Raw genomic sequence first — 11,715 nt, forward strand, 5'->3', positions numbered from 1 at the left:
ATCCAAATTTGAAGAGTTTTATAGTTTGATGGATTTTCCTTTGTCATTTTATTCACCTCCTTGTTAAGGATATTATAACAAAAACGGAACGTATGTTTCTATTGTTTTCTTGAAAATAAAATATTTCTTTCGATTCACCTCACCACCTTCACTTACGTTTAGAGGTGGGAGTCCTCTCGAAAGGCATGATAGAAACTTACAGCAAACGAGAAAACCGGCAAAACAAATAAGAGAAAAAGAACGTTTCAAGAAGCCAGTAATGTCTTTGTACAATTGTTCGTACTATCTTTCTTCATAATAAAACACCTTTCACATTGTCTATACGATACGACACCAGTTTATTCATATACCCATGAAAAATGATTTCTATAAGTCTATCGTTTTAATAACTTTAGCTGGATTACCACCAACTACTACATTATTAGGTACATCTTTTGTCACAACTGCCCCTGAAGCAATTACAGCGTTGTCTCCAATTGAAATACCAGGGTTAATAATAGCTCCCCCGCCAACCCAAACGTTGTTACCAATCTTTACAGGCTTCCCATATTCTTTACCAGAATTCCGCTCTACCGGATGTAAAGGATGCGTAGCAGTATAAATGTGAACACCAGGTGCAAACATACAATGATCACCGATTCGAACTTCACAAACGTCTAAAATCACACAATTGAAATTTGCGAAAAAGCTCTTTCCAACATGGATATTGTAGCCATAATCACAACGAAAATCAGGATTAATTTGGGCTTTCCCATCAGCTGAAGAACCTAAAAGCTGATTTAATAACGTAAAACGTCTCTCATCTCCTGTCTCCATCGCCTCGTTATAAAGGCGTGTTAAACGTTTTGCCTCCACCCTATCAGCTACTAATTCTTCGTCATCCGCAATATACATTTCTCCCGCTAACATCTTTTCTTTTTCTGTTTTCATAGAATCATCTCCTTTGTTATCGAATGAACCACACTTATTAAACACCTTTAATAAGTGATTTTAATTATACTTATTAAACAAGTTTAAAAAGTATCCCTATAGTAGCATACTTTTTAATATATGCAACTAATAAGTTTCAAAAAGAAATACGAACTCCTTACTTCACCTAATGATATTACTCGGTGGCATCTAACTAAAATAATGCACTTTACATTTATGAATGAGCACAACAATACGCAAATCAATTGTTAATAAAAAAGAGATTGACCCAAAAGTAGCTGAATAACTACTTGGGTTAACCTCTTTTATTTATTATCCTTATTTAACTCTTCTACAATGTCCCTTTTCCCTATTCTATTAGCAAAAGGAATAAAAATAATATGGACTATTCCGAACATCCCCGCTATTACCGTTACGATAAGTTGGAAATCAAAAAATAAAGGTGTACGATCTATTATACTTACCATATAGGTTAATAATATTCCTATAACAGCCCCTAGTACGATTCCAATAAGTACATATAAATTAACTTGCGTCAAAATAACTTGTACAATCCCCTTTTTCTTAACTGTTATTGCTCTTAAAATAGCAAACTCTTTTCTTTTAGATTGAATATTATTTATAAGCGTATTACATACCCCTAATGTTACACTAAATAAAATTACTACAATAACAACGATGAAGATGGACCACCTTTGCTGAAATATTAAATTAGATTGCTTTAACGATTGAGTATAACTACTTATTTTTAATTGTGGATATTGACCTTTCAATTTCTTTAATTGCTCCAACGTCTCTCTCTCATTATTTGAACTAATAAATGCTCGCTCAAAAACTGTATAATCTTGTTTATATGTTACATTACTCCAATCCATAAGTACCGCAGGAGAATTCGGTAGCTCATTAACAATTAATCCGATTTCTACCTTACTAGTCGGTCTAACTTTTTGTTCCTGTTCTGAAAATAGACCCAATTGAACGATATCACCTGCATGAAGTTTATACCGCTCCGCTAACTCTTTTGTAACAATTATACTATTCTCCAAATTTGCAGGTACTTCTGGCAGTAATCCTTGCTTTTCCATTTCCTTTAAATCACCTAAATTATAGTCAAAAGTAATATAATTTTCACCTTGTTTTAATTCTGCCAGTGAGTTCGTACTAATTGTACTAGCTCCTTTTACACTACTTATTTCTTTAAATATATTTTGTATATGAGGTAAGGTAATGGTTGAATCATTATTCAAACGATTTTCCACAACAATATGTGTTGGAAATTCTCGTTTTAAATATCTTTCATTATTTTTTTGCATCGTTTTAAATATGGTGGAGCCGAAGACAACTATCACCATCATTGTACTTATCATTAAGATAACAAATGTATTTTTCCTTACTTGTGGAATTACATTTTTAATAGCAACAAATGTATTCCTTCCAAATATTTTTTTCATTATAGGAAGACATGCTATTAATATCGAAGAAAGATAAGTCGGAAATAAAATATATACTCCTAAAACGAGAAATATAGATCCTATTACTATCACTATTGCCTGCGTATCTCCCGTATTTGCTACAAATCCACCTAAAACAGTTAAAAATATGCTACTAATTAAAAGGAATTTCCCCATCATACTGCGTGTTTTTTTATTAGAAAAATCGGATTCTTCATTTTCACGCATAAGCTTTACTGGCAATATTTTCGAACTTCTGTATGAAGGATATAACATAAACAGTTCGATAAAAAAGATACTACAAATCATTGTTACAATTGCTATTTTATAGTCAAAACTCATCGAATTAATTTGAAAAGCAAATAACTGTTCTAGCCAACTTTGTAAAAAACGGTCACTTATTACAGCTAGAAACAAGCCAAATATTCCACCAAAAAAATTAATTACACTACATTGAATAAATATAACTTTAAACATTTGTTTCGTTGTTGCTCCCATTGATCGCATAATAGCAAATTGACTTTTATATTTATATAAAAACACTTCAAAATTAGACATCAATAATAATGCAGTAATAATAAGTGTTAATATAGATAAAACGATTATAAAAATATGTAATGATGCTAAGTTACTTTTTAAAAACTCGTCTTCCTCCGCAATATCAATTCTTAATTCTTTGTCTATTTTATGAATTTGACTAGACAAGGCTAGTACATCTGCATTCTCTTTTGCTTTTATCAACACATAAGTAGCCTCATTGTGTTTACCTGTTTTTTCATATACGTGCTGTTTCACTGCACCTTCCGATAAAATGAGTATATCTGGAGCTGAACCTCCAGCTTCTATATCAGATAAAACTTCTTTTACTACATATGATTTATTTTCTATTTCAATCTTTTCCCCAACTTTTACTTGTAAAGTTTCGGCTAATCCATCATTTAATGTTACTTCCTCATTTGATAGATTTTTAGAAAAGTGATATCGACTTTTAGATAACGAATCATTTTGAACACCTACTGTATAAATAGCTGTATTCAATTTATTCACTTGCAAATGATTTACTAATACTTTTGACATGTATTCAACATTTTCTTGTTTCTTAATATTTTGTAGCAAGGATTTATCCATCAATTTATTTTGATCAAGGTTATATCCAACTGATAAATCCATATCTCCATATACATTTTTCACTTCATTTATAACAGACTGTTTCGCATGACTCGAAAATATAATCATCGTAACAATTAGAGAAACGGCCAACATAACGCTAACTATAGAGGAAATAGCAGTATATTTATTCGTCTTAAAAAAGCGTAAACTTAATCCTCGTACTGATTTTATCATTTTGATTTCTCCATTATTTTTTTAAATTTACCTAAAATGATATTTATATCATTTACTCCATGAGTACACGTATAATCATCAACAATTTCTCCATTATGAAAGAAGAGAACCCGATCTGCATACGTAGCGATATGGGGATCATGAGTAACAAGAATCATACTTTGCTTAAATCTTTGTTTCATATCGACTAGTACTCGTAAAATATCATTAGACGTATTGAAATCCAAATTTCCAGTAGGTTCATCTGCAAGAACAATTGGAGGAGATGTTATTAACGCCCTACCAATTGCAACACGTTGTTGTTGTCCCCCAGAAAGCTGAACTGGTCGATGATTTCTCCAATTTACTAAACCAAGAACATCTAATATGTTATTTGTTTTTTCTCGTATCTCTTCTTCTGAATCGACTGATAATATGAGAGGTAACGCAATATTTTCTTCTACAGATAAATCCTTTAATAAATGAAATGACTGAAATATAAATCCTATGTTATCCCGCCTGTACTCCGTCGCGTATGGTTCAACAAACATATTTTTAGGGACTTCACCATTTACATATACGACTCCCTCATCAGGCTTGTCTAAAGCACCAAGTATGTTAAGTAATGTACTCTTCCCAGACCCACTCGTCCCCATTACGGCAAGGAGTTCTCCTTTATTTAACTCCAAAGATACATTTTGTAAAGCTCTAACATTTGTATCTACACTCTCATAAGTCTTACTTAATCCTTGAACTGCTAACACAATTTCACTCATCTTTATTCACCTCAACATGATTAAATGTTATTTCCTCCATCAGATTAACTTGAATTAAAATTTTTTCTTTTAAATTACTAGGTGGTACAATTTCTATTCCTATTTGAACTAGCAACATTTTTAATTCGAGAGTTGTGACCATTTCTATCCCTCCTCACTCTATATTGGTAACAAATTGGAATTCCGTTCGGTTTTTTTGTAAAAAAATAAGGGAACTCTTAACGTTCCCTCTCAAATCCAATCCGATTTTTAATTTCCGCTAAATTCACCTTCGCGATTTCTCTTGCCCGCTCAGCACCTTTTTCTAACGCTTCATATAATAAATTCGGCTCATTCATATACATAGCGTATTTCTCACGGGGTTCAGCTAATTCGCGGTCTACAACGCGAAACAACTCTTTTTTCACATCGCCCCATCCGATTCCAGTTTCATACTTTTCACGCATCGACTGCATTTCATCTTCTGTCGCAAATTCTTTATATATCGTAAATAACGTTTCTAGTTCTTTCGGTTCATTTGGAAGTGAAGAGTCTGTTTTGATTTTAAATATTAACTTTCGTAGTTTTTCTTGTTCTGCAAATAATGGGATTACATTTCCGTAACTTTTACTCATCTTCCTTCCATCAAGACCAGGTAAAATGGCACCTTCTTCTTGTATGACATACTCTGGAAGCGTAAACGTCATGCCAAATGTATGATTAAAATACGTCGCAATATCACGCGCGATTTCAATATGCTGAATTTGGTCTTTTCCGACTGGCACATGAGTAGCTTGAAATAGTAATATGTCAGCTGCCATTAAAATCGGATACGTATATAATCCCATATTCACGCCTGCATCTACCTCTAAACCCGCTTCTTTATTTTGCTCTACCTTCGCTTTATACGCATGAGCACGGTTCATGAGTCCTTTCGGAGTTAAGCAAGCTAATATCCAAGCTAATTCTAGAATCTCCGGCACTTCTGTCTGCCTGTAAAAAATAACATCCTCTCCAAGTCCGAGTGATAACCAAGTAGCTGCTACCTCTTTCGTATAACTACTGAACTTTTCTGGATCATGTACAGCATTTAATGCATGATAATCCGCTATAAAATATAGTGCTTTTCCTTCATTACTCTTTGACATTTGCAGTGCAGGTTTAATCGCGCCAATATAATTCCCTAAATGCGGATAACCTGTCGGCTTAATTCCTGTTAACATTATTTTTCCGCTCAACCTAACTCCTCCTTTCTCAAAATAAAAAGAGCCCCTCATCCTTAAAAAAGGACGAGAGACTCCCGCGGTACCACCTTCATTAGCTATCATCATAGCTCACTTCAACTTCTTAACGTGAAGTAACCGTCTTTGCCTACTCATTTCAGCTAGAAGCTCTAGAGCCCATTCCATATTCATCCCTTACTGATTTCCACCACACATCAGCTCTCTGAAAAGTTTCGAATATGTACTCTTCTCTTTCATTGCTTTTCATTATTTTTTACAGTTTATCACATTTCTCGTTCATCTAAAACTGAATTTTCTTTTTTGTTAGATTTTAGCAATACTGATTACCAATTTATTCCGAGCGATATATAATCAATATATATAGAATCGATTTGCAATATAAAAACGAGGTGATGTCATGGGTTGGTTTACTAAAAAGAATGATGGAAAGATTGATACGTTTAAGAACGATGATAAAACGCAAGATGATACTTTAGGCGTGATTATACATTTCACACCTATCGCTATATATGTATACACTTGCGATGAGTACATAGAAACATTTGACGGTGCGCTCACTTTTGAAAACGAGAACGGAAAACAGGTAGAAATTGGAGGTACTTTCATTTCTCTTGAAGTAGATGCTAATTTTCGCATGGACGATTTAATATTTGACTACAAACTAAAGGAAAGCAATCTACCTATTATTGAATTAAAAGCCTACGCATAAGGTGAATTTGTTTACTATAACAAGAATATAAATGAAAAATAGCTAAAACAGTTTTATCTGTTTTAGCTATTTTTTCACGTATTCAACTTAACAAATCTATACCCGTGCGTCACTAACACTTTTAATATCGCATACCCTGGAATCGCTAAAATAATCCCCATAATACCGAATAAGTTTCCAGCAGTTAAAATGATAAATATGATTGTAATTGGATGAATATCTAACTTTTTCCCCATGACTTGCGGAGAAATAAATTTACCTTCTGCTAATTGTACGACCATCATAACGATAATTACTTTTAGAACCATTGCTGGCGAGTCAATAAATGCGATAATTAATGCTGGTGTAATTGCAATGATCGGTCCTACGTACGGAACGATATTTACAATCATCGCTAAAATAGCAAGTAGTACCGCATATTTAATACCAATAATCAGGTAACCGATTAATAACATAATACCAATAAACAAGCTAACGATAATTTGCCCTCTAATATACGAGCTAATCGCATAATGCATATCATCTAGTATTCTCATCGCTGCTGGTTGTCTTTGTTCTGAAATAAACTTTAAGAAATGATTCGGTAATTGCTCACCATCTTTTAAAAGATAGAACAATATAAACGGAACCATTACAAACGTTAAAACGACCTCTGTAACAGTACTTAAAAATCCAGTTACATTTCCTGTTACTGATGATAACGACTTCGTAAAATCAACTGTATAGTCTTTTACCATACTCGCTACATCAATATTTAAATTCTCCTGAATTTTTCCTAGTAAGTTACTTTCCCCGAATCGTCGTGCTGCTCGTTCAATTTCATGACCGAAATACGGTAAGTTATCTATTAATGCATCAATTTGATCTTTAATAATCGGAATAACCGTTAAAACTAAAAACACAAATAATCCAATTACGATTAAGTATATCGAGGCTATCGATACAATTCTTGAAACACCTTTCTTTTCTAAAAGTGAAACGAATGGATGCAAAATGTAAAATAGTACGCCCGCTAATAATACCGGGAAGAAAATTGTTTTTAAAAAGACGATAAACGGTGTAAAAACAAATGATATTTTTGTTAGTAATAAAATATTAATGAACAATAGTGCAAACCCAAGTAACACTGCTAAATAATTGTGTTCTCTAAAAAACTTTTTCAGCTTATCTCTTTTTCTTATATTTATTTTCTCCAACGAAACCACCTCTTCGAATGATGAAAAGCCCTTATTCAGGGCTTTTTATCATAATCTATATATCTATTTCTTTGCAGCTTTCACTACAAATGATACAATAAAAATTAACACGATTGCTCCTAATAATGCTGGCACGACATGAATCCCACCAAATGATGGCCCAAAAGATCCAAATAATCTACCACCTAACGAAGCACCTAATAAACCTGCGATAATATTTCCAAACATACCACCCGGAAAATTTTTACCCGTTATAGAACCTGCAATTGCACCTATAATAGCACCAACTATTAATGTGATAATCCATCCCATTTTTAGTCCTCCATTTCTATTATGGTGTATTTCTTTTTAATACTAAATTGTTATGTAACTATTATAATTATTATATCCAATAAAGAAAAATCTTGTCAAATCTATGAAAATAATGCCTATAAGGAGGTTTTACCCTATGATTCAAAAATTAGTAACAACTTCTCACAACACTGCTACTTCTATTTTAAACATTCAAATACCCGCTTATGAAATTGAAGCAAAATATATAAATAGTACGGCTATCCCTCGTCTTTATGATACTGTAGCCGATATTCAATTATGTGATGAAATTTTTTACGGCTATTTTTATGAAGATACACTTGCCGGGTTTATTTCTTTTAAAATGGATGAAGAGGAAGTTGATATTCATCGTTTAGTAGTATCCCCTGATCATTTTCATAAAGGAATTGCAACTAAACTACTACTATATGTATTTGACATGTTCTCCCCTTCCAAAACATATATTGTACAAACAGGGAAAGAAAATACCCCTGCTCTGTCTTTATATAAAAAACATGGTTTTATTGAAATAAAGGATATCATATTACCCGATGGTGTGGTTTTAACCTCTCTTGAAAAATCAGAAAACAAAAAATAGTTTGACTCATCAATTTATTTATGTTATCTTTTACTTTATAAAACCTTTTGCTGAGTCCAAATTTTGGAGCGGGGGAACCATTTTTGTAGCCATGCTACTTGGGGCGAATCTTATTTAAGTAGGGAAACTCTCACTTCCCGAGTCCGACAGCTAACCTCGTAAGCGTAATGGGAGAGGAAGGTGCTTTTTGCCTATGTTACACATTTTGCCTCCTTAATTATAAATATGGAATCGATGCCAATTAGTCACCTATATTTATAGAAAAGGAGAAATGTAAAATGTTACGTTTATCTGATCACGCAATAAAAATGATGGAGCAAAGACTTCGACTTGAACAACACCGCACATATCAAGCAAATAAAGTTGTCGATAATTTACATCACAAATACTTCTTTCAACATATTTTTCAACCGAAGAGATAAGTACTGACCTTTAACAAAATACAGCGTACACTGAAAAAAGCGTACGCTGTATTTTTCATTTTCTCGCCTTAACAATAAAAGTAGTTGGCACCATTCTAGCTTTATATAACGAATAATATTTCGTAGACGGCTCAGCTAATTCTTCATCAAACACGCTAGATGGCTCAGGTTCTTCTATCCTCTCAATTGTAAATCCCGCTCTATTTAACTCATTTATGTATGTACTTATTTTTCTCTTATATAATGTCGCTTGTACATTTTCTCCTTTAAATGTTTCAAACGTAATAGGCGTTTCCTCATGGTAAGAAGACTTTAAAGCAATTTCTTCTGTGCCATACTGTAAATTTGAATACACTGGATGCTCCCAACTAAAAATAAAACTTCCTCCTGGCTTTACATATGAATAAATCAGTTCCAACGTTTTTCGTAAATTCGAAGTCCAACCTAATGCATAAATGGAGTATACAATATCAAAATGCCCTTTCGGAATATCCGATTCCTCTTCCATTGCTCTGCATATTAACTTTGGATTCCAACTCTTTAACGTTTCATTTGCTGTTTTAATTTGTTCACTTGAAAGATCAAGACCCCATAACTCTTCCGCCCCATGCTCTGCCATATATTGTAACGAATGCCCACTTCCACACCCAATATCAAGAACCTTTTTATTTTTAATTGAATCAAACAAATGAATCTCATCTTCAGACGCTGTATACGGACCATATTTCGGTAAACAATCTACTTGAAAGAAATATGGTGCTACTGTATCCCAACACTTTTTATTTAACACTAACATTTGTGTATCTTTCATACTCTACATTCCCCCCATTCCATTTTCTTCCCCTACTATAAATTACACATTATAACCTGATCTTCCTTTTCTCTTCGCTCGGTAATTTTTCACTTTCGCTATCGTACCGCACGCTCTCCCTCCTTCTTCTCCAGCGTACATACCGCACCATCTTTTACTTCCATTTCGCGAATAATCATAAAATACCCAGCGACAATCTGGACATGCTTTTAACCTTCCCCAAAAATTTTCTTGAATTGACACTAAAACAATACTTAATAATTTTGTATATACATTCTCTTCATGCACAGGCCCATATGTAATAACTTTCATATCTTCCTTTATCTGTACATGAAATGGGTATTTCTCTAACCACTTTTGCAATGATCCTTCGCCTTCAATTGTCGTCCTAATGTCTTCTCGAAAACTTTTTAATTCCTCTATCGTATGAAACGGAAACTCTTCATGAAAATGTTTGTTCATAAATTGCTTTATATCATCTTCGGTCTGCAACAAATCAATTGCTTCTCTCGTATCATTTGGTATTTTCCATGTATTTAAAAATTCCCGAATATATTCTAGTTCATTTGGTGCATTTTGATTCAATTCCATCCACCTTCTTCTTAAAATTTACTTTTTTCTGACTTTATGTATAATTATAATATAAAATAGTTAACCATCAATTAATTTTACTGGTTACAATATTAGGAGGAGTTCTATGAAAAGTTTCTCAATACCGATACGTTTCATGCTTATTTCTTCATTTTTTATGTCTTTTGGGTATTTTGCTGTATACGCATTTTTAGCTATTTATCTATTAACCTTTCTTCATTTTTCTGCTGTCCAAGTAGGAACAGTGTTGACGGTTATGACAATCACATCACGAGTTGTCCCTTTATTCTCAGGATTAATCGCTGACAAAATAGGCTATATCATTATGATGATAGCCGGATTATCTTTAAGAGGAATTGGATTTATCGCTTTAGGAATATGCTCTGATTTCTATACCATATCTATTTCTTCTGCACTTATCGGCTTCGGAACTGCATTTTATGAACCTGCTGCGCGCGCCATATTCGGCTCACAACCAGCTCCTACAAGAAAAAATTTATTTACATATTTAAACCTTAGTTTTAATTGCGGTGCAATAATTGGACCAATTGCCGGGGGGTTCTTACTCTTACTCGATCCAATCTATGCTTTTTCTCTAACAGGATCACTTATGCTGTTATTCGCTTTTATCTTTTACTTACTTAAAAATCACTTCCTAGTCACTACTGAAAACACGTCTATTACATTAGGAATACAGGCTATCTTACAAAACAAGCCTTTTCTTCTGTTTTCATTTATCATGATTTTCTTCTATATTATGTTTACTCAGCTTACTGTCGCACTTCCACTTCATATGAAAAACATTAGTAATAGCAACCAGCTTGCTACACTCGTTATTACGATAAACGCAATAACAGGCGTCATATTTATGGTGTTATTCCGAAAACTATTTCACAAATACAACACACTTTCGATTATTAAATACGGTGTTTTATTAATGAGCATTTCCTTTTTACTCATTCCTTTATTTCAACACCCAAATTGGCTATTTATTTGTATAATTTTATTTACAATCGGTGAAACACTCGTATTACCTAACGCTGATATCGCTATTGCAAGTTACAGTAACGAATCATATACAGCTACTTACTTCGGATTCTATCAACTATCACTCGCATTTGGTTTTATCATCGGTAATTATACCGGTACATCTTTTACAGCCAACTTAAGCGGAATGTATACACCATGGCTTATTTTCGGCGGAATAGGACTTATTGGTTTTATTTCACTACATATTTTAAATATTAAAAAAGGATTCCCTAAAGAAGATATATACCTATGTAATGATACGAAACACCTTTAACACATTACAATTGAAATAGTACCTTTAAACAAACGACCTATAATAAAAAATTCGACCGTCATATGTGACA

Annotated in this window: 13 protein-coding genes, 1 riboswitch and 1 other annotated feature; of the genes, 4 read left to right on the forward strand and 9 right to left on the reverse strand. The window is 33.2% G+C overall.

The window, feature by feature from the left end; all coding sequences use genetic code 11:
• Positions 1-366: 366 nt before the first annotated feature.
• From FS742_RS17230 to FS742_RS17245, 5 genes are all read right to left on the reverse strand, one after another.
• Entirely contained in the window at positions 367-930 is a 564-nt protein-coding gene (locus FS742_RS17230) for a maltose O-acetyltransferase (protein WP_000845610.1), read from the reverse strand.
• Positions 931-1,235: 305 nt separating this feature from the next.
• Positions 1,236-3,725, reverse strand: coding sequence for an FtsX-like permease family protein (locus FS742_RS17235; RefSeq protein ID WP_144613910.1), 2,490 nt, complete (start codon positions 3,723-3,725; stop codon positions 1,236-1,238).
• The gene (locus FS742_RS17240; RefSeq protein WP_144613912.1) at positions 3,722-4,480 is read right to left on the reverse strand and encodes an ABC transporter ATP-binding protein; all 759 of its coding nucleotides are present in this window, start codon (positions 4,478-4,480) and stop codon (positions 3,722-3,724) included. The genes FS742_RS17235 and FS742_RS17240 overlap by 4 nt, the downstream gene beginning before the upstream one ends.
• A complete protein-coding gene (locus FS742_RS27665; protein WP_186327190.1) occupies positions 4,473-4,622 on the reverse strand; it encodes a hypothetical protein in 150 nt (49 codons plus the stop codon). The genes FS742_RS17240 and FS742_RS27665 overlap by 8 nt, the downstream gene beginning before the upstream one ends.
• Before the next feature lie 76 nt (positions 4,623-4,698).
• On the reverse strand, positions 4,699-5,736 hold the full coding sequence (locus FS742_RS17245) for a tryptophan--tRNA ligase (RefSeq protein ID WP_144614688.1): 1,038 nt from the start codon (positions 5,734-5,736) through the stop codon (positions 4,699-4,701).
• Between the two features lie 5 nt (positions 5,737-5,741).
• Positions 5,742-5,949: a binding site (T-box leader), on the reverse strand.
• Between the two features lie 151 nt (positions 5,950-6,100).
• Here FS742_RS17245 and FS742_RS17250 point away from each other — a divergent pair.
• Positions 6,101-6,412, forward strand: coding sequence for a hypothetical protein (locus tag FS742_RS17250; RefSeq protein WP_144613914.1), 312 nt, complete (start codon positions 6,101-6,103; stop codon positions 6,410-6,412).
• Positions 6,413-6,486: 74 nt separating this feature from the next.
• Here FS742_RS17250 and FS742_RS17255 read toward each other — a convergent pair whose 3' ends face one another.
• Together FS742_RS17255 and FS742_RS17260 are read right to left on the reverse strand one after the other, a co-directional pair.
• A complete protein-coding gene (locus FS742_RS17255) occupies positions 6,487-7,608 on the reverse strand; it encodes an AI-2E family transporter (protein WP_141526003.1) in 1,122 nt (373 codons plus the stop codon).
• A gap of 63 nt (positions 7,609-7,671) precedes the next feature.
• On the reverse strand, positions 7,672-7,920 hold the full coding sequence (locus tag FS742_RS17260) for a GlsB/YeaQ/YmgE family stress response membrane protein (protein ID WP_087967622.1): 249 nt from the start codon (positions 7,918-7,920) through the stop codon (positions 7,672-7,674).
• Positions 7,921-8,056: 136 nt separating this feature from the next.
• Here FS742_RS17260 and FS742_RS17265 point away from each other — a divergent pair, with 136 nt between their 5' ends.
• Together FS742_RS17265 and FS742_RS27670 are read left to right on the forward strand one after the other, a co-directional pair.
• Entirely contained in the window at positions 8,057-8,518 is a 462-nt protein-coding gene (locus FS742_RS17265) for a GNAT family N-acetyltransferase (protein WP_144613916.1), read from the forward strand.
• Positions 8,519-8,556: 38 nt separating this feature from the next.
• Positions 8,557-8,699, forward strand: a riboswitch (cyclic di-AMP (ydaO/yuaA leader).
• Positions 8,700-8,796: 97 nt separating this feature from the next.
• On the forward strand, positions 8,797-8,940 hold the full coding sequence (locus tag FS742_RS27670) for a hypothetical protein (RefSeq protein ID WP_000945246.1): 144 nt from the start codon (positions 8,797-8,799) through the stop codon (positions 8,938-8,940).
• Positions 8,941-8,995: 55 nt separating this feature from the next.
• Here the strand turns inward: FS742_RS27670 and FS742_RS17270 are convergent, their stop codons facing one another.
• Positions 8,996-9,751, reverse strand: a complete 756-nt coding sequence (locus FS742_RS17270) for a class I SAM-dependent methyltransferase (protein ID WP_144613918.1) — start codon at positions 9,749-9,751, stop codon at positions 8,996-8,998.
• 42 nt (positions 9,752-9,793) lie between these two features.
• Positions 9,794-10,336, reverse strand: coding sequence for a CGNR zinc finger domain-containing protein (locus FS742_RS17275; RefSeq protein ID WP_144613920.1), 543 nt, complete (start codon positions 10,334-10,336; stop codon positions 9,794-9,796).
• A 112-nt stretch (positions 10,337-10,448) separates the two neighbouring features.
• On the opposite strand from FS742_RS17275, the gene FS742_RS17280 reads away from it, so the two are divergent.
• Complete coding sequence (locus FS742_RS17280; RefSeq protein ID WP_144613922.1) at positions 10,449-11,645, forward strand: MDR family MFS transporter; 1,197 nt, start codon at positions 10,449-10,451, stop codon at positions 11,643-11,645.
• Positions 11,646-11,715 lie beyond the last annotated feature (70 nt).

Source organism: Bacillus cereus (assembly GCF_007678085.1).
GTDB classification, from domain to species: domain Bacteria; phylum Bacillota; class Bacilli; order Bacillales; family Bacillaceae_G; genus Bacillus_A; species Bacillus_A cereus_BE.

What these genes read in the sequence shown, in the direction of transcription:
- FS742_RS17240 (WP_144613912.1), bottom strand. Translation starts at nt 4,480, where the DNA reads ATGAGTGAAATTGTGTTAGCAGTTCAAGGATTAAGTAAGACTTATGAG.
- FS742_RS17265 (WP_144613916.1), top strand. Translation starts at nt 8,057, where the DNA reads ATGATTCAAAAATTAGTAACAACTTCTCACAACACTGCTACTTCTATT.
- FS742_RS17270 (WP_144613918.1), bottom strand. Translation starts at nt 9,751, where the DNA reads ATGAAAGATACACAAATGTTAGTGTTAAATAAAAAGTGTTGGGATACA.
- FS742_RS17235 (WP_144613910.1), bottom strand. Translation starts at nt 3,725, where the DNA reads ATGATAAAATCAGTACGAGGATTAAGTTTACGCTTTTTTAAGACGAAT.
- FS742_RS27670 (WP_000945246.1), top strand. Translation starts at nt 8,797, where the DNA reads ATGTTACGTTTATCTGATCACGCAATAAAAATGATGGAGCAAAGACTT.
- FS742_RS27665 (WP_186327190.1), bottom strand. Translation starts at nt 4,622, where the DNA reads ATGGTCACAACTCTCGAATTAAAAATGTTGCTAGTTCAAATAGGAATA.
- FS742_RS17230 (WP_000845610.1), bottom strand. Translation starts at nt 930, where the DNA reads ATGAAAACAGAAAAAGAAAAGATGTTAGCGGGAGAAATGTATATTGCG.
- FS742_RS17260 (WP_087967622.1), bottom strand. Translation starts at nt 7,920, where the DNA reads ATGGGATGGATTATCACATTAATAGTTGGTGCTATTATAGGTGCAATT.
- FS742_RS17250 (WP_144613914.1), top strand. Translation starts at nt 6,101, where the DNA reads ATGGGTTGGTTTACTAAAAAGAATGATGGAAAGATTGATACGTTTAAG.
- FS742_RS17280 (WP_144613922.1), top strand. Translation starts at nt 10,449, where the DNA reads ATGAAAAGTTTCTCAATACCGATACGTTTCATGCTTATTTCTTCATTT.
- FS742_RS17245 (WP_144614688.1), bottom strand. Translation starts at nt 5,736, where the DNA reads ATGAGGGGCTCTTTTTATTTTGAGAAAGGAGGAGTTAGGTTGAGCGGA.